Below are 18205 nucleotides of genomic sequence, written 5' to 3' on the forward strand. Positions count from 1 at the left end.
CATTGGATGTCGTCTGCAGCGCTGGAGCGGGCCGATCGATTCCGAATCGGCCGGGTGTTGAATGACAGCTTCGTGGTCATTCGCCGCAATCCCGTATTGTGCGTCGGCCTCGGCGTTGTCCTTTACGCGGCGCCGAGATTCGCCCTCTTGCTTTGGTACTTCAAAGCGGCCGTCGGTAGTGGCAAGACACCACTCTGGGTGTTTTTCGGCCAACATGTGATGCTCGCCATAACCGGCGTGCTCTATTACGTTGGCGCGATCGCCATTCTCCAGACCGCTCTTATGCGCGTAGCCATCGTCGATATGCACGGCGAAAAGCCAGCCTCTGCGGATTGCCTGGGCGTCGCACTTGTCCAGTTTTTTCCAATCCTGCTGACTTCATTGGTAACGACCGTGGCGATCATGCTGGGGCTGATTGTGTTGATCGTTCCCGGAATTCTGCTTCTGCTTCGCTGGGCGGTCACGATACCGGTCTTGATAGAGGAAAGACAAAACATTCTCGACAGCATGGCGCGCAGCCGCGACCTGACCAAGGGGAGCCGCTGGGCACTGCTGGGACTGTGGCTGATCCTGATAGCCGGTGGAACGCTGATGGGGCTCGTGGCGACTCGCATCGCGATGCCTTTGAATGTCACCTTCGGCCTGTTTGTCTATTCCCTGGTGCCTGCGGCGGCGACGGTGCTTTCGTCGGTTGCCGCGGGGGTCAGCTATGTCGAGCTGCGGCAAGTCAAGGAGGGTACCAGCGTGGAGCAACTGGGCAAGATCTTTTCATAGCCCGGCGTCCAGCAGCGCTGGCATGAGGTCGGGAAGCGGTCCAGGATCTCAATGGCAGCAGCTTGGCGCCGATTGCACGCTTGTCCGGCACAGGCATGACGAACTGATCGCCACATCCGCCTTGGCCACCGCCATAGCGAGCTTAGCCTGCAGCGCCGGCAGTTCTTCGCTCTCGCCGCGCCGCCTCAAACATTCGACCAGCCCGTGCAGCGCCCAGACATTGTCCGGGTGTTGGGCGCAGCGCTGCACCTTGCCGCTGAGGCCGAGATCGTCGCGATAGACCTGCTCGGCCTCTTGCGCATGGCCCTGGTCGAGAAGCAGCGCGGCCAGCGCATGGCGGGGAGGGTGCATCCACGCCCACGGTTCGGTGTAGGAGAGATTGTCATCCAGCTCGACCGCTTGCCGCAGATGCGCGTAGGCCTCGTCATGCAGGCTCTGGTGGTAGGCAAGCTCGCCGTCGAGCAAGGCGGCACCGACAGCGAGCGAGGCGCGGGTCGGATTGCTGAGAAAACGCCGCTCGGTCGGAATGTTCTCCACATGCCGGTGGAATCGGTCGCGTTCGCATTCGGCCTCCGTGAATTGCTTCAGCGTCGCGTGCGCGACGCCCTTGGCGTAGTGCTGCATCGCCGCCGTCAGCACATACAGACCGGGTTCTTCGACTGCCGGTTCGTCGATGATCTCCTGCCAGCGGCCGAAGCGCACCTGCACATGCGATTTCATCGCATGATAGCCTTCAACCGTCTGGGTGAGCTTGGGCCGGTCCCGGATGGCGACCACGTCGTGCGTGACCAGGGTGCGCACCTTCTCGGCGGCCCAGAGCGCGGGCCGATACTGGCCAAGGAACATGCAAGTGAACATCATCAGATGCAGGTCGTGGCAGCAGCCGAGCAGGTAATAGGTCGGCTCATCGGCATAGGCGAGGTAGAGGTCGTTGGCGCGAACCGCCTTTTCGCTGGCAAGCTTTGCCTTCTCATAGTCGCCGCACAGCACATGGATATGCCCCGGCATGTGGTTCATATGCCCGGCATCGGGGCACATTTCGCCGAGCAGATCGGCCGAGCGCATGCCGCGTTCCGGCATGGTGGACATTTCCAGGAGGTGGATGTGCAGGTGGACGATCGCCGGATGCTGTGCTGCGCCCGCTTCGTCGGCGAGCCGGATCGACCGCTCGCAAACCTCCAACGCCTCGATCACGTCCGAATTCGGCGCCGGCGTACCGGTCTTGAGGTTCCACAGCCGCCGCACGGTACGCATCATCAGCGCCTCGACCAGCAGCGCCATCACATCATGGTCGTCGGGAAACTTTTCATAGACCCGCCGCATCGCGGCGGCATAGGCATCATCCCACTGTTCGAATTCCTGCGGGCTCACTCTGTGCGGCTGCTGGAAACGGCGGGCCAGCGCCTCGATCAACTGTCGTTCGACATCGCTGGCGCCAGCCGCATTGGCGTGCGCCAGCTGGACATGCTCGAAGCAGCGCTTGGTCGCGCTGTTGGCCTCGGCCTCGCCATGTTCCTTCCAGGTCAGATTGTAGAAAGGCCCGGCGGCATAGGCGATGCCCCAATGCACCATGGCGCAACCGGGATCCGTCTCCAGCGCCTTCTCAAAGCACTTGATGCCTTCCTCATGGTTGAAGCCGTAGCACCACTTGAGCCCGATATCGAACCAGCGCTGGGTCTCAGTGGAGCGAGTGGAGATCGGGCGGCGGTAGGTGCCGAGGTTGAAGCGGTCCATGTCTTCCATTCAAGTCTGATGAGCCGCGAGGCAAGCCGTGGCCAGATTCCTTCGCCATCAATGTGTGCCGAAATCTGTGGGCATGGCAAACGCCATGAGTGGCACCGCCAGCGCACCAGCCGCCTTAGTTGGTCCCATCGTTTTGCCAGCCGGCTAGCTCCGGCAGGTCGTCAAGCCAACTTTTCTCGCTCATCAAGGCATCGCTGGCCTGCGGTGCGGCCTCCGTGGCGTTTTGAATCAGCCAGTCCATCCACTTCCGATAGGCAACCGGATCGAGCTGGGGCGGCAGCACCTTGGCCTTGAGCAGCATCCGCTTGCGGAAACTGGTTTGCCTGCGGAGTTTGGTCGTGGTGAACTTGATGACCTTGCCTTGGTAGTCAATCGTCCAGCGGTCGCCTCCAAGACTGGCAAGGCTGTCGATGGCGAAACCCGCATCGACCGGCCTATCCCGCCAGGGAAGCTCGATGGCATTCTTCCTCAGATCGAGAGCCCATCGCCTGTAGTCGGCCCCAAAGCGCTGGGGCGGCAGCACACCGGCCTGCTCAAGCATCTTCCTGCGGAAGGTCGGCTGCTTCTTCAGCTGACCGGTCGTGAACTCGACGCGATGCCCCCGAAACTCGACGTGCCAGCGGATTCTTCCGTTGCCGACATACTTCACCAGCCTGTCGATGACGAACTCGCCATCGGCAAGCACCACGCAGCCTTGGTTGATGCTTTCGAGAATGAACTGGCTATCGGTGGGCATGACGCGGCCTCGTGCAGCAACCTCAGGAAGCATAGCGATGCAAAATGAAACAGGGCGCTAAATCACTATTTTTGTTGTGGAATGTTTGGCTGGGGAACCTGGATTCGAACCAGGACTAACGGAGTCAGAGTCCGTGGGTCTACCGTTAACCTATTCCCCAGCAGGCGCGGTCATGGACCGCGCGGGCCGAACGGCTGAGCCGCTTGAGCGCTGCCTTGTAGCCGCCAGCGGAAAATAGTCAAGCCTGCTCTGCGGTTCAATCGATACCTTTTGACAGCAGGTTTCAGACGCCGGGTTCATATGACTCGCGGGTGCGGGCACAGAATCTGATCCTGTGCCTCAGCTCTCTGTCCGGCTGAATTGCGAGCGTTCGAAGAACAGCACCACGCCGAGGCCGAGAATCAGCGGGATGATGAGATAAAACAGGCGGAACACCAGCAGCGCCGCCAGCACGCCGACCGGGTCCATGTCGGAAAGCCCGGCCAGGAACACCACCTCGAACACACCAAGGCCGCCCGGCGCGTGCGAGATCTGCGCGATCGAGAAGGAGACGAGGAAGACGCCGAGTACGACGAAATAGCCGGGATTGTGCATCGCGGGCAGGGCGAAGAAGATGATCGCGGCCGCCGCCAGCAATTCGATCGGACCGATCAGCAATTGTCGGGCGACGATCGGCAGTGCCGGATAATGCAGCTGGAAGCCGGCGATCTTCAGCGGCTTGAGATGCAGCGCGCTGCCGAAGATGTAAGCGCCGATGATAATCAGCATGGCAAGGCCGGAGGCGATCGCCAGCCCGTGATGCGGAGCACCCGAGAAACGGTCGACGATTTGCGGCTCCAGCACCAGCACCAGACCGCCGGCTAGAAGACTAGACAAAACGAAGGTGATCCAGCAGATCGCCACCAGCACGCCGACATCCTGGCCGGTCAGGCCCCTGGTGCCATAGGCGCGGTAGCGGATGACGGCGCCGGAGAACACCGAGCCGCCGATATTGTGCGACAGCGCGTAGGTGGTGAAGGAACTCAGCGTCACGAACAGCCAGGACACACGCTTGCCGATATGCAGCAGCGCGATGTGGTCGTAGCCGGCAAGTGCTGCATAGGCGATGACGGAACTCAGCCCCGCCAGCACCCAGCCGCGGGTTGGAATGGCGGCGAGCCCTTCCCGGACATCGTCGATCGAGATGCCGCGCAGCTCGTGCCAAAGCAGCAGCAGCGAGAAGATCACCGCGGCGAAGCCGACGACCGGCCAGAAATAGCGTCTCCAGTTCATTGCCTGACTGCCATGCGTTGCGTGTCCGCTTCCTTTTCTCTTGGTGGCGGGAGGCCGGCTCTCCGGATTCGTCCGTTCATTTCAGAAATGCCTCATTGAAGCCGGCTATTCAACCGCGAACACTTGTCGCGCCGGCCGCCGGCAAGGTCCGCCAGCAGCGAAAGCGGCGCAAACGGCAAGCGATGGGGCATCGGCTTCGACCAGCGTTGTCTTCGCTGGCGTCCGCGCTACCAATCCAGCCTTGCGGGTACATTACGGCGGCTGGCGAAGGCGGCTCGCGCCCCAGCCGGCAAAATTCGGCGTGCGGCTCTTGGTGATCGGCCACGGCACTGTTACTCTGGCGCCAACTTGAAACATGCCAAAGCGCCTGCTGCGTCCTTCATCGGTTCGCGCGGCGCCGGAAGGAACGACAGTGGAAGACCGCGACACCGGCGCAGGCGCGTCGGAGGTGGGCGCGTCCAGCGCTTCCCCAGGGCCATCGGGCTCGGGGACAGCCGGTTGGCAGCAACGCCGCCCGACGGAGCCACGCTCCGCCGACGGCCAGGCGGGCGACGCGACCCCTCACCAGAAGGGCAAGCCCAAGAAGCGGCGCAAGCGAAGGCGCGGGCGCAAGGTTTTTGCGCGCGACGAAGCTCATCCCCAGGACAATCGATCTCCGGTGCAAGGCAATGGCGCTCGCCCGGCCTTGGAGCCGAAGCAGCCGCCGGCGCCGGCGATCTCGCCTGTCGCTCCAGCGCCACGCCCGGAACAGGGCACGCGCCGACCGCCGGTGCACGAGCTTCCGGTCTTCGCGGCCCTCGATCTCGGCACCAACAATTGCCGGCTGCTGGTTGCGGTGCCGACGCGGCATGGCCAGTTCCGCGTCATCGACGCCTTTTCGCGCATCGTCAGGCTGGGCGAGGGGCTCACTGCCAATGGCCGGCTCGGCCAGCCGGCGATGGACCGCGCCGTCGAGGCGCTGAAAATCTGCGGCGACAAACTGCGCAGCCGCAAGATCAGGAAGGCCAGGCTGATCGCCACCGAAGCCTGCCGCTCGGCCGACAACGGCGTCGAATTCCTCGAACGCGTCGAGCGCGAGGCCGGGCTGAAGCTCGAGATCATCGACCGCCAGACCGAGGCGCGGCTGGCGGTTTCCGGCTGCGGCTCTCTGGTCGAGCGCGACACGCAAGGCGTCGTCCTGTTCGATATCGGCGGCGGCTCTTCCGAAATCGCGCTGATCGATCTCACCGGCCGCCGTTCGCCGCGGCTCGCCAACCATATCGTGTCGTGGACGTCGCTGCCGGTAGGCGTCGTCTCCTTGGCCGAGCGCTTTGGCGGACGCACGGTAACGCGCGAAATCTTCACCGCCATGGTCGATGATGTCGCCGGCAGGCTGGCCACCTTCGATGGCCGCGACCGGCTGAGCCACCTCAAGGCCAGCCCGAATTTTCATCTGCTCGGCACGTCCGGTACGGTGACGACGCTGGCCGGCGTCCACCTCGATCTCGACCGTTACGACCGGCGTCGTGTCGACGGGCTGTGGATGGACCGCGACAGCGTCGACCGCATGGTCGAGAGGCTGGTCGGCTGGGATTTCCAGCAGCGCTGCGCCAACCCTTGTATCGGTGCGGACCGCGCCGATCTGGTGCTCGCTGGCTGTGCTATATTGGAAGCGATCCGCGCGGTCTGGCCCTCGGAGCGGCTGCGCGTCGCCGACCGTGGCCTGCGCGAAGGCATATTGAGCGAGCTGATGGCCGATGACGGCGTCTGGCGCAATGATGGGCGTGGCAGGGCGTAGAGATCATGCTCAAGCAAGAAATCAGGCAATGACCAAGAAACCGGAAAAACCAGGCTCGGCCAGCATTCGTGTGCTGAAGACGCGGATCAAGAAGAAAAGCGGCCTGAAGGAATCGTCGCGCCGCTGGCTGCAGCGCCACATCAACGATCCCTATGTCCAGCGCTCGAAGGCTGATGGCTATCGCTCGCGCGCGGCCTACAAGCTGATCGAGATCGACGACAAGCACCATCTGCTCAAGCCCGGCATGAAGGTGATCGACCTGGGTGCTGCCCCCGGCGGCTGGTGCCAGGTCGCGGCCGCGCGCACGAAATCGACGGCGGAAAATCCGCATGTCATCGGCATCGACTATCTGGAAATGGATGCCGTGCCCGGGGCGCCGGTGCTGTTGATGGATTTCCTGGATCCGGATGCGCCGCAGAAGCTCGCCGAAGCGCTGGGTGGTGACCCGGATGTCGTGTTGTCCGACATGGCCGCACCAACCACCGGCCACAAGCGGACCGACCACATCCGCACCATGCATCTGTGCGAGGTCGCGGCCGATTTCGCGCTGTCGGTCCTGAAACCCGGCGGGCATTTCCTCGCCAAGACTTTTCAGGGCGGCGCGGAGAACGAACTGCTCTCGATGCTCAAGAAGAATTTCCGCTCCGTCCACCACGTCAAGCCGCCGGCATCGCGCGATGAGTCAGTGGAGCTGTACCTGCTGGCGAAGGATTTCAAAGGGCGAGAGGCCGGTCTGCCGCCAGGCGGATCGGAACGTCCAGTGGACGTTCCGAAGGACTCGAGCGCCCGGAGCCATAGCGAAGGGCCGGACGAAGCCTGAGCGGCCTCACTCCCCCGGCGATCTCGCCGGTTCCAGCGTTTTGGGCGTGGTCAGCCGGCCATGACCCGACACGGCGTTGCCGGCATCAGGCGCCAGCCGCATGAACGACAGCGATGCCGCCGCCGACACCGCCGCGACGATGAAGAAGGCGATATGGAAGTCGCCCAGCGTCAGCGAGCCGCCATGGATCGAGGTCGAGACTTCCAGAATGCCGCCGGCCAGCGCCACGCCGAGCGCAATCGAGAGCTGCTGGAACACCGCCGTGATCGGCGTTGCCTTGCTCGTATCTTCTGCCGACACCTCGGCATAGGAGAGCGCGTTGACGCCGGTGAAGAACATCGAACGGACGAAGCCGCCGACCAGCAACATGGCCAGCATCAGCGCGTAAGGCGTTTCTGGGGTAAACAGGCCGTAGATGGCGATCGATGCGGCGGCGATCAGCGAGCCCCAGATCAGCACCCGGCGGAAGCCGGCGAGCCGGAAGATCAGTGCTGTCACGAATTTCATGCCGATGGCGCCGATGGCCGAGACGAAGGTGATCATGCCGGACTGGAAGGGCGTCAGCCCGAAGCCGATCTGGAACATCAGCGGCAGCAGGAACGGCACCGCGCCGATGCCGATACGAAACAGCGAGCCGCCAAGCACGGAGGAGCGGAACACCTGGTTGCGGAACAGCTCGAGCGCCAGCAGCGGATTTTTGGCGCGGCGGGCGTGCAGCAGGTAGAGCGCCCCCGACAGCAGCCCGACGGCCACGGTGATGAGGCCAGTCGCCGGCGGCAGATAGGGCAGGGAGACCACCGACAGGCCGAACACGACGCCGGATGCTGCCAGCCCGCTCAGCACGAAGCCGATGAAATCGAGCGGCGGCGTTTCCATGGATTCGGTTTCCGGCAGGAAGCGTGTGGCCAGCCAGATGCCGACCAGGCCGATCGGCACGTTGATCAGGAAGATCCAGTGCCAGGTGAAATAGGTGGTGATGAAGCCGCCGATCGGCGGTCCGACCAGCGGTCCGACCAGCGCGGGAACGGTCAGCCATGACATCGCGGCGACCAGTTCGCTCTTGGGCGTGGCCCGCACCAGCACCAGGCGCCCGACCGGCGTCATCATGGCGCCGCCAATGCCTTGCAGGAAGCGCGAAACGACGAAAGCCGGCAGCGAACCTGACAGAGCACAAGCGATCGAACCAACGATGAAGACCGCGATCGCGGCACGAAAAATATTCTTGGCGCCAAAACGGTCGGCCATCCAGCCGCTGATCGGAATGAAGATCGCCAGCGACACCAGATAGGCCGTCAGCGCCAGCTTGAGCGCGATCGGGCTGGTGTGGATGTCGATGGCGATCGCCGGCAGCGATGTCGCGATGACGGTCGAATCCATGTTTTCCATGAAAAGGGCGACCGCCAGGATCAGCGGGATGGTGCGGTTCAAGGAACGCGTCCAGACTTGAATGTTGCGTTGCCGATTGCATGTCGGCCTTGGAGCGGGCGGTTACCATGCCTCCGGGTGGATGTCGCATTAATTTGCTGTCACTTTTGTGCGACTGGCAACCCTGGGTGGCATCTTTTCGGAAAAGGTCACCTTTCCGGGAGCGTGAAATCATCGGCTTTTCATCCGCGTCGCGACGTGTTACCAGCCAGCGCCAATCCTGAAAGGGAAGAACGAGTCGGCGCTGTCCATCCCGGTCCAGCGCTTTTTCCGCATTCTAAAGGGCTGGCTATGGCAAAAATCATCGAAACGTCCACCGGCGCACTGGCGCTGACCTTTGACGACGTGCTTTTGCAGCCGGGTCATTCCGAGGTCATGCCGGGCGAAACCGATGTCCGCACCCGCATTGCCGGCGACATCGACCTCAACGTGCCGATCCTCTCGGCCGCGATGGACACCGTCACCGAGGCGCGTCTTGCCATCGCCATGGCCCAGGCCGGCGGCATCGGCGTCATCCACCGCAATTTCTCGCCGGCCGAACAGGCCGAGCAGGTGCGGCAGGTCAAGAAATTCGAGTCCGGCATGGTGATCAATCCCGTCACCATCGGCCCCGACGCCACCCTTGCCGACGCGCTGTCCTTGATGCGCACCTATTCGATCTCGGGCATTCCGGTGGTCGAGAATGGCGGTACCGGCGGCCAGAAGATCGGCCGGCTGGTCGGCATCCTGACCAACCGCGACGTGCGCTTTGCCTCCGATCCGGCGCAAAAAGTCTACGAATTGATGACCCGTGAGAACCTGATCACGGTCAAGGAGAATGTCGACCAGGACGAGGCCAAGCGGCTTCTGCACCAGCACCGGATCGAAAAGCTCGTTGTTGTCGACAAGGCGGGCAATTGCGTCGGCCTGATCACGGTCAAGGATATCGAGAAGTCGCAGCTCAATCCGCACGCCACCAAGGACGCTCAGGGACGTCTGCGCGCGGCAGCCGCCACCAGCGTCGGCGACGACGGCTTCGAGCGCGCCGAGCGCCTGATCGATGCCGGCGTCGACCTTCTGGTCATCGACACCGCGCACGGCCATTCCCAGCGCGTGCTTGATGCCGTCACGCGGGCGAAAAAGCTTTCCAATTCGGTTCGCATCCTGGCCGGCAACGTCGCCACCGCCGAAGGCACGCAGGCGTTGATTGATGCCGGCGCCGATGCCGTCAAGGTCGGCATCGGCCCGGGCTCCATCTGCACCACCCGCATCGTCGCCGGTGTCGGCGTGCCGCAGCTTTCGGCCATCATGTCAGCGGTCGAGACGGCGCACAAATCGGGTGTGTCGGTGATTGCCGATGGCGGCATCAAATATTCCGGCGATCTCGCCAAGGCGCTCGCCGCCGGCGCCAGCGCCGCCATGATCGGCTCGCTGCTGGCTGGTACCGACGAGAGCCCGGGCGAGGTCTATCTGCATCAGGGCCGCTCGTTCAAGGCCTATCGCGGCATGGGCTCGGTCGGCGCCATGGCACGCGGTTCGGCCGATCGCTACTTCCAGGCCGAGGTGCGCGACACGCTGAAACTGGTCCCGGAAGGCATTGAAGGCCAGGTTCCCTACAAAGGACCTGTGTCTGGCGTGCTGCACCAGCTTGCAGGCGGGCTAAAAGCCGCTATGGGTTATGTCGGTGGCCGCGACCTTGCCGATTTCCGTGAACGCGCCACCTTTGTGCGCATATCCAACGCCGGACTTCGTGAAAGCCACGCCCATGACGTCACGATTACCCGCGAAAGCCCGAACTATCCCGGCGGAGCCTGAACAATACGGGCTCGGGCGGAGCCTGACCGCGACGATCCTGCGGCTGTCGCGCCACGCGGCAGCACTTTGTTTCCTGTCAGCGGCGGTCTTCATCGCCATGACGCTGTTGGAATTCTTCTATTTCCGTCAGTTGAGCGGCGGCTTGCCGTCGCTCGACATGCGCTATTTCGGCTTCACGCCCGACGAGGGCATGGCCTGGCTGACGGCGCTCGGCCGGCGCGGCGGCGAGATCATTCTCGTCTGGCACTATCTGACCTTCGATCTCTTGTTCCCGGCGCTGCTGTCGCTGACATTGGTCAGCCTGATCCTGGCCAGCGGCCGGCGCCTGAAGAACTTCCGCGTGCTTCCCGGGCAGGTGCAGTCGATCTTTGCGTTGGTGCTGGTGCTGCCCTACACGCTTGCCGACTATGCCCAGAACATCGCGGTGGCGCGGCTTCTGTCCGATTTCCTGTCGGCCAACCCGGATTCGCTGTCTTTCGCTTCGGCGCTGATCGTCACCAAATTCGCGCTTCTTGCCATCCCGGTGGTCGTCATCGCCGCTTTCTGGCTGGTGGGCCAGAGACGCCAGGCTTGATGCCGGACAGGGCAGGGGACATGTCATGAACCAGACGACGATCTTCTGGCCTGTTCTGGCGCACGTGCTGCTGATCTACATCGTCTACTGCGTTCTGGGCCGTCGCAGATACGGTGCGGTCAAGTCAGGCGAGGCCAGGGCCGGCCAGTACAAGGTGCGTTCGACTGAGCCGGCCTCCAGCGTCACCGGCGCCGCCAATCTCAGCAACCAGTTCGAACTGCCGATGCTGTTCTACGTGCTGTGCCTGACACTCCACGTCACCAACGGCGTCAACTATCTGACCCTGGCGCTGATGTGGATTTTTGTCGCCTCGCGCTATGTCCACGCCTGGGTGCACCTGACCAGCAACAACCTGCTGCTGCGCAACCGCTCTTTCGTCTTCGGAGCGGTGATTATCCTTTTGGGCTGGATCTGGGTCGCGCTGCATCTGCTTGGGGTGGTCTGAGCAGAGCAGTTCTCCCTTCTCCCACAAGGGGAGAAGGAAAGGCCGCTCACTCTACAAATCAAACACCGCGATCTTGCGCTTGTCGAACTTGATGCCGATCTCGCCGCGCACCAGCTTCAGTGCCGTTTCGCCGAAGACGGCGCGGCGCCAGCCTTGCAGTGCCGGCACATCGGCGTCCTCGCCTTCGGCCGCGATGCGGTCGATGTCGTCGCTGGAGGCCAGCACTTTCGAAGCAACGCCCTGCTTTTCGGCAACGATCCGCAGCAGCACTTTCAACAGTTCCGCCGCGGCACTCGAGCCTTCCGGCGGCTGAAAATTCTTCGGCAGTTTCGGCATCTCTTCCTTGGGCAAGGCCAGCGCGTTATTGACCGCCCCCAGCAGGGCCGTCGCCGTCGAGGAGCGCTCCCAGCCTTTTGGCGTGGTGCGCAGCTTAGCAAGGGCCGCCGCGTCGCGTGGTGCCTGCTGCGCCACTTCGTAGATCGCGTCGTCCTTGAGCACTCGGCCGCGCGGCACGTCGCGTTCCCTGGCCTCGCGTTCGCGCCATGCTGCCACGGTCTGGACGATCGCCAGTTCCTGCGGCTTGCGCAGCCGCATCTTCAGCCGCTTCCAGGCGTCTTCGGGGTGCGGATCGTAGGTCTCGCGCGAGGTCAGCACGTCCATCTCTTCGTTCAGCCAATGGGCGCGGTTTTCCCGCTCCAGTTCAGCGCTCAGGTGCTGATAGACTTCGATCAGGTGGGTGACGTCGGCCAGCGCATAGTCGAGCTGTTTGTCGGACAACGGCCGGTGGCGCCAGTCGGTGAAGCGCGACGACTTGTCGAGCCGCGCACCGGTGATGCGCTGCACGAGCTGGTCGTAGGAAACACTGTCGCCAAAGCCGCAGACCATCGCCGCGACCTGCGTATCGAACACCGGGTGCGGAACGAGATCGCCGAGATGGACGATGATTTCGATGTCCTGCCGGGCGGCATGGAAGACTTTGACCACCGCCTCATTGGCCATCAGCCTGAAGAAGGGCTTGAGGTCGATGTCCGGCGACAGCGGATCGATCAGCGCCGTCACCCCAGGCGACGCCATCTGGATCAGGCACAGGATTGGCCAGAAGGTGGTTTCGCGGATGAATTCGGTGTCGACGGTGACGAAATCCGACTTTTCGAAAGCGGCGAGAACGGTCTCGAGTTCTTTCTGGGTGGTGATGACGTGCATCAAATCGCTTTTGGCAGGAGTAAGGTCTTCCTAGATTTCAGCCGGGAAGGCTTTCGTCAAGCTTTGGCGCCATGGTTACGGCTCTGGCGGGCCGTCTGGATCGCCGTTTCTTCTGGCCAGCCGGGCAAAAACGGTCGAGGTGCGCAACAGCGCGGTGAAGCGGCTGCGCTTGCCCACGGGCACGCCCGAGCGTGCCTGCATGCGGTAGAGGATGACGGCGATGAAGATCGCATAGACGACGGCGCTGAACACAAACAGCGCGCTCGGCCCGAAATGCTGCATCACTGCCGAGGCCGCGAAAGGGCCGCCAATGGCGCCGAACGAGTAGAACAGCATCAGTGCGGCATTGATCAGCACGAACTCGCCCGTGTCGGCGCGGTCGTTGGAGTGCGCCGCCGACAGCGAATAGAGCGGCATGGCGAACAGCCGAAGATGAAGATGATGATGAAGTTGAGCTGCGGATTGCTGCCGGCGATGAACACCAGCGCCAGGGCTGAAAGCATCGCGCAGCAGGTCGTTATCAACAGCACCCGGCGCCGGTCCCAGCGATCGGAGAGATAACCGAGCGGATATTGGATGATGGCGCCGCCGAAGATGCCGACGCTGACGAAGGTGACGACATCGGCGACCGACATGCCGATCTGCTCGGCATAGACCGGCGACAGCGTGCGAAACGCACTGTTGGTGACGCCGACGGCGATACACCCGAAGCAGCCGAGCGGCGAAATCCGCCAGACGCGCGCCAGGTCGAGTTTGACCTCCTCGGGCGGCGTCGGGTTGGAGCGGTCGCCGAGCGAGACCGGCACCAGCGACAGCGTGATCATGATCGACATGATGGCGAAGATGGTGAAGCCGCCGGCGCCGAAGACCGGGATCAGGAACTGGGCTGATGTCACCGACCCGGTGTCGACCATCCGGTAGATCGCCAGCACACGCGCTCGGTCCTTGTTGGTGACGCCGGAATTCAGCCAGCTTTCGACGATGGTGAACAGCCCGGCGAAACAGAAGCCGCCGGCAAAGCGCACCGCGCACCACATCACCGGATCGAGGACCAGCACCAGCAGCAAGGTGCCGACCGAGGCGATCGCGGCAAGCGCTGAAAACGCCCTGATATGGCCGACCGCCTTCATGATGCGGGTGATGGCCAGGCAGCCGAGCAGGAAGCCGGCGAAATAGAAAGTGCCCATGAGGCCGATGGACGAGGCCGGAAACCCTTCCTGCGCGCCGCGCAGCGCAATCAGCGTGCTCTGCAGCCCATTGCCGCCGAGCAGGATGCCTGCGGCGAGAAGAAGCGGGATCAGCGGACGGATGGAGGACATGAAAAAGGCGATCACGTATCGGTGATCCCTTCTTGAACCATTGCTCTGGTCAATGCCAGCGGCAATTGCCGTTCTGCAGCGCCCCCGCCGCATTGCCTAGTTTGGAGCGGGCGTTGGGTCCGTGTGGCCCCCTGCGAACGTCAATTTCGCGACGCGATCTTAAACTGGCCGTCCGTCCTGTCCGCGGCGGTGGAAACGCCATTCATCCTTCTGCCGCCCGCGCCAGTATCTTGTCCCGCGTCGGTTCGAGCGACTCATCCGCCGGCACGGCGGGCTTGCCAACGGCCGGCCGCCGGCCGAGCGATCCCGCGGTCAGCAGGCTGAGGACAATGAACGGGATGCCGATGCCAAAGGCCGAGCGGATGCCCCAATGGTCGGAGACGAAGCCGAGCAGCGGCGGGCCGAGCAGGAAGGCGACGAAGGAGATCTGTGACAGCGCCGCGACATTGATCGCCGCTGGCCGATCCGTCCGCTGCGCGGCGGCCGAGATCGCCAGCGGGAAGAGGGCGCTGGTCCCGATCCCCAAAAGGGCAAAGCCCAGCATGGAGACGAACGGCGCGGGCGAGAAAAACACAATCAGCACGCCGGCCGCCATCATCACCAGCAGCACCCGCGCCACGCCGCTTGGCGAATGGCGGTCGACGAAACTGTCGGCGAAGAAGCGCGTGGTTGCCTGGGAAAAGGCAAACAGCGCCACGGTGAAGCCGGCGACGAAGGGGCCGGATTCGAACACCGTGCGCATATAGATCGCCGACCAGTCGATGCTGGCGCCTTCCATCAACATCGCCGAGAGCGTCACCGCGACAAGGACGAGGATCGGCAGCGTCGGCCGTGCCAGCACGGGAGCCTTCTCGCCGGTACCGGCGAAACGGCTCGGCGCCGGCTGGTAACCGCCGAGGAACAGCGCCATCGAGATCGCGACGATCGGTACGATCAGCGCCAGATGCAGTTGCGGCGATATGCCGAGATGCGCAAGCGCGGCGCCAAACAGGCCGGCGCCGAAAAAGCCGATGCTCCAAAACGAATGCGCGCGGTTCATGATACGGCGCTTGACCAGGAATTCGGTCCGGTCGGCCTCGACATTGAGCATGATCTCGACGCTGCCGATCATCAGGCCGACTGGAAAGAGCATCAGGAACAGCGCCAGCGGCCCCGGCGCGTGCACTGCGATGGCATAGGCAAGCGCCACCAGCGGGACCAGGACAAGCAGCGCGCGGCGGAAGCCGACGCGCTCGAGCAACGGTGTCGCCAGCGTCAGTGCCGTCAAGGTGCCGATCGGGGTTCCGATCAGGCTGAGGCCGAGCGTGCCATCCTCAATGCCCATGGCGTGCTTGATATCGGGCAGCCGCGGAAAAATGTTGCCCATGGCGAAGGAATAGATCGCGAACCCGGCATAAACGCGGTGTTGCGGGGCAACGTTGAGGCCAAAGCTCATCGCGGTGCTTTCAAAGGAAGAGAGAGACTGGCCTGTCCGGCAGCCTGGTCGATCACTTCTTGCATAAACGTGCAGAACATGCAAGAACGTGCAAAAGAGAAATAGGATCAGGCAATGCTCACCGATCAACGGCACCAGCTTATCCGCGACCGCCTCGCGGCGGAGGGGAGCGTGCTGGCCGGCGAACTGGCGAGCCGCTTCGGTGTTTCGGAAGACACGGTGCGCCGCGACCTCAGGGAGCTGGCGAAAGCCGGGCAATGTCGCCGGGTCTATGGTGGCGCGGTTGCGGCGGCACCCTTTGCCGCGGCTTCCATCGGTCTGCGCGGCGGCCATGCGGTCGAGGAGAAGGCACGGCTGGCGAGCGCGGCCGTGGCGTTACTCTCCGGCAGGCAGACCTTGTTCATCGACGGCGGCAGCACCAACGCCGCCATTGCCAAGGCGATTCCGCGCGACCTCGAACTGACCATCGCCACCAATTCGCTTGGTGTTGCCTCGGCGCTATCCGACCATCCCCTGGTCGAACTGATCGTGCTCGGCGGCAGATTTGTCCGTGACCTCGGCACCTGCGTCGGCGCCGACACGCTAGCCGCCATTGCGCAGCTCGGTGCCGATCTGTTTTTCCTTGGCTCGTGCGGCCTCGATGCCGCACGCGGTGTGACGGCATTCGATTCGGCCGAGGCCGAAGTGAAGCGAGCCATGGCCAGGAACAGCGCCGGCATCGTCATCGCCGTCACCAACGACAAGCTCGCCACCGCGGCACCCTATCGCGTCGCCGGGGCCGAAGCGATCCGCCATCTGGTGGTTGAAAAGACCGCGCCGGCCGCGATCCTTGCTGATTTCGAACGTCAGGGCGCCGAAATCCACTTCGCCTGAACGGTCAGTGGCATGTCAGGCCTCGGGATCGCCCGCTTGCCTTGACAAATCCGGCCTCCCATGCGCTTTTCGCGCAAATTTTGGGCCGGGCTTTGATGCTTCGGCCGCAACCCAGCACCCCGGACTTTAGCAATGACCATGCACCGTTACCGCAGCCATACCTGTGCCCAGTTGAGAAAGAGCGATGTCGGCTCTTCCGTTCGCTTGTCGGGCTGGGTGCATCGCGTGCGCGACCATGGCGGCCTGCTCTTCATCGACCTGCGCGACAATTATGGTCTGACCCAGATCGTCGCCGATCCGGATTCGCCGGCCTTCAAGGTTGCCGAGACCGTGCGTGGCGAGTGGGTCATCCGCGTCGACGGCGAGGTCAAGGCACGCTTGCCAGAGACCACGAACGCCAACCTGCCGACCGGCGAGATCGAGATATTCGCCCGCGAGATCGAGGTGCTGTCCGCGGCCAAGGAATTACCGCTGCCGGTGTTCGGCGAGCCGGACTATCCCGAGGACATCCGGCTGAAATACCGTTTCCTCGACCTGCGCCGCGAGACGCTGCACAAGAACATTATTGCTCGGACAAAAATCATCGCCGAAATGCGCAGGCGCATGGGCGAGGTCGGCTTCACCGAATTCTCGACGCCGATCCTCACCGCGTCGTCGCCGGAAGGCGCGCGCGACTTCCTGGTGCCGTCGCGAATCCATCCCGGCACGTTCTACGCGCTGCCGCAGGCGCCGCAGCAGTACAAGCAGCTGATCATGGTGTCGGGTTTCGACCGCTATTTCCAGATCGCGCCCTGTTTCCGCGACGAGGACCCGCGCGCCGACCGTCTGCCAGGCGAATTCTACCAGCTCGACCTGGAAATGAGCTTCGTCGAGCAGGACGATGTGCTGTCAACTATGGAACCGGTGATGCGGGGCGTGTTCGAGACCTTCGCCAACGGCAAGCCGGTGACGCAGAAATTCCAGCGCATTCCTTATGATGTCGCCATGCGCAAGTACGGCTCCGACAAGCCGGACCTGCGCAACCCGATCGAGATGCAGGCCGTCTCCGATCATTTTCGCGATTCCGGCTTCAAGGTCTTCGCCAACATCCTGGCCAACGACCCGAAGGCGGAGGTGTGGGGCATTCCGGCCAAGACCGGCGGCAGCCGTGCCTTCTGCGACCGCATGAATTCTTGGGCGCAAGGCGAGGGCCAGCCGGGGCTGGGCTACATCTTCTGGCGCAAGGAGGGCGACAAGCTCGAAGGCGCCGGCCCGCTCGCCAAGAACATCGGTGAAGAGCGCACCGAGGCGATCCGTCAGCAACTCGGCCTTGCCGATGGCGACGCCGCCTTCTTCGTTGCGGGTGATCCGAAGAAGTTCGTTTCCTTTGCCGGTGCTGCGCGCACGCGCGCCGGCGAGGAACTGAACCTTGTCGACCGCGAGCGCTTCGAGCTGTGCTGGATCGTCGACTTCCCGTTCTTCGAATGGAACGAGGAGGAGAAGAAGATCGACTTCGCCCACAACCCGTTCTCCATGCCGCAGGGCGGCATCGATGCGCTGAACGGCGAGGATCTGCTCGGCATCAAGGCTTTCCAGTACGACATGGTCTGCAACGGTTTCGAGATCGCCTCAGGCGGCATCCGCAACCATCTGCCCGAAACCATGGTCAAGGCGTTCGAGACGGTCGGGCTGGACCGTGCGACGGTGGAGGAGCGCTTTGGCGGCCTCTACCGCGCCTTCCAGTATGGCGCGCCGCCGCATGGCGGCATGGCGGCCGGCGTCGACCGCGTCGTCATGCTGCTGGTTGGCGCCAAGAACCTGCGCGAGATCACCATGTTCCCGATGAACCAGCAGGCCTATGATCTGTTGATGAACGCGCCTTCGGAAGCCTCGCCGCAACAGCTTCGCGAACTGGCGCTGCGTGTCGCGCCGACCAAGAAGGACGCCTGACCGCCAGCTTCGGGCGGCACTTTAAAGAACCGTCCGAACCGATTCTTTCGATTCGATAATCCATCAAAAAAGCCCGGCATCGCTGC

General features: G+C 63.4%; 14 protein-coding genes, 1 tRNA gene and 1 pseudogene. 8 read left to right on the forward strand and 8 right to left on the reverse strand.

Translation table 11 applies throughout. The features are described 5' to 3' along the window. Window positions 1-6 precede the first annotated feature (6 nt). Complete coding sequence (locus AC1D05_RS01335) at window positions 7-774, forward strand: glycerophosphoryl diester phosphodiesterase membrane domain-containing protein (protein ID WP_477437508.1); 768 nt, start codon at window positions 7-9, stop codon at window positions 772-774. Between the two features lie 48 nt (window positions 775-822). Here the strand turns inward: AC1D05_RS01335 and AC1D05_RS01340 are convergent, their stop codons facing one another. The 4 genes from AC1D05_RS01340 to AC1D05_RS01355 form a co-directional block, all read right to left on the reverse strand. Next, the gene (locus tag AC1D05_RS01340) at window positions 823-2508 is read right to left on the reverse strand and encodes a hypothetical protein (protein ID WP_477438124.1); all 1686 of its coding nucleotides are present in this window, start codon (window positions 2506-2508) and stop codon (window positions 823-825) included. Window positions 2509-2632: 124 nt separating this feature from the next. Continuing rightward, complete coding sequence (locus AC1D05_RS01345) at window positions 2633-3253, reverse strand: hypothetical protein (RefSeq protein ID WP_477437510.1); 621 nt, start codon at window positions 3251-3253, stop codon at window positions 2633-2635. Window positions 3254-3339: 86 nt separating this feature from the next. Next, window positions 3340-3413: transfer RNA gene (locus tag AC1D05_RS01350), tRNA-Gln, on the reverse strand. A 179-nt stretch (window positions 3414-3592) separates the two neighbouring features. Beyond that, window positions 3593-4525 (reverse strand): lysylphosphatidylglycerol synthase domain-containing protein, encoded by a 933-nt coding sequence (locus AC1D05_RS01355; RefSeq protein ID WP_477437512.1) that lies wholly within the window; start codon window positions 4523-4525, stop codon window positions 3593-3595. 412 nt (window positions 4526-4937) lie between these two features. Here AC1D05_RS01355 and AC1D05_RS01360 point away from each other — a divergent pair, with 412 nt between their 5' ends. Then, entirely contained in the window at window positions 4938-6302 is a 1365-nt protein-coding gene (locus tag AC1D05_RS01360) for a Ppx/GppA phosphatase family protein (protein ID WP_477437514.1), read from the forward strand. Window positions 6303-6330: 28 nt separating this feature from the next. Beyond that, a complete protein-coding gene (locus AC1D05_RS01365) occupies window positions 6331-7122 on the forward strand; it encodes an RlmE family RNA methyltransferase (RefSeq protein WP_477437515.1) in 792 nt (263 codons plus the stop codon). Between the two features lie 6 nt (window positions 7123-7128). On the opposite strand, the gene AC1D05_RS01370 is transcribed toward AC1D05_RS01365, so the two are convergent. Next, window positions 7129-8550 (reverse strand): MFS transporter, encoded by a 1422-nt coding sequence (locus tag AC1D05_RS01370; RefSeq protein WP_477437517.1) that lies wholly within the window; start codon window positions 8548-8550, stop codon window positions 7129-7131. 288 nt (window positions 8551-8838) lie between these two features. On the opposite strand from AC1D05_RS01370, the gene guaB reads away from it, so the two are divergent. The 3 genes from guaB to AC1D05_RS01385 are packed head-to-tail and all read left to right on the forward strand — an operon-like array spanning window position 8839 to window position 11360. Then, window positions 8839-10341, forward strand: coding sequence for an IMP dehydrogenase (gene guaB, locus AC1D05_RS01375; protein ID WP_027057339.1), 1503 nt, complete (start codon window positions 8839-8841; stop codon window positions 10339-10341). Next, window positions 10292-10915: a hypothetical protein gene (locus tag AC1D05_RS01380; RefSeq protein ID WP_477437519.1), complete on the forward strand. Its 624-nt coding sequence runs from the start codon at window positions 10292-10294 to the stop codon at window positions 10913-10915. Before guaB ends, AC1D05_RS01380 begins: the two co-directional genes overlap by 50 nt. Window positions 10916-10940: 25 nt before the next feature. Next, on the forward strand, window positions 10941-11360 hold the full coding sequence (locus tag AC1D05_RS01385; protein WP_477437521.1) for an MAPEG family protein: 420 nt from the start codon (window positions 10941-10943) through the stop codon (window positions 11358-11360). 51 nt (window positions 11361-11411) lie between these two features. Here the strand turns inward: AC1D05_RS01385 and rnd are convergent, their stop codons facing one another. The 3 genes and pseudogenes from rnd to AC1D05_RS01400 all read right to left on the reverse strand — a co-directional run bounded on the left by rnd (window position 11412) and on the right by AC1D05_RS01400 (window position 15317). Next, window positions 11412-12563 carry a ribonuclease D gene (rnd, locus tag AC1D05_RS01390; protein ID WP_477437523.1) on the reverse strand — a complete coding sequence of 384 codons (1152 nt, stop codon included), beginning with the start codon at window positions 12561-12563 and terminating at the stop codon, window positions 11412-11414. A gap of 75 nt (window positions 12564-12638) precedes the next feature. Further along, window positions 12639-13882, reverse strand: a pseudogene (locus AC1D05_RS01395) (MFS transporter). Between the two features lie 202 nt (window positions 13883-14084). Next, window positions 14085-15317 (reverse strand): MFS transporter, encoded by a 1233-nt coding sequence (locus tag AC1D05_RS01400; protein WP_477437525.1) that lies wholly within the window; start codon window positions 15315-15317, stop codon window positions 14085-14087. A gap of 114 nt (window positions 15318-15431) precedes the next feature. Here AC1D05_RS01400 and AC1D05_RS01405 point away from each other — a divergent pair, with 114 nt between their 5' ends. Together AC1D05_RS01405 and aspS are read left to right on the forward strand one after the other, a co-directional pair. After that, window positions 15432-16190 (forward strand): DeoR/GlpR family DNA-binding transcription regulator, encoded by a 759-nt coding sequence (locus AC1D05_RS01405; protein ID WP_477437526.1) that lies wholly within the window; start codon window positions 15432-15434, stop codon window positions 16188-16190. 138 nt (window positions 16191-16328) lie between these two features. Continuing rightward, a complete protein-coding gene (gene aspS / locus AC1D05_RS01410) occupies window positions 16329-18119 on the forward strand; it encodes an aspartate--tRNA ligase (RefSeq protein ID WP_027042284.1) in 1791 nt (596 codons plus the stop codon). Window positions 18120-18205 lie beyond the last annotated feature (86 nt).

The sequence above is a fragment of the Mesorhizobium sp. P2_E9 genome, assembly GCF_056403815.1.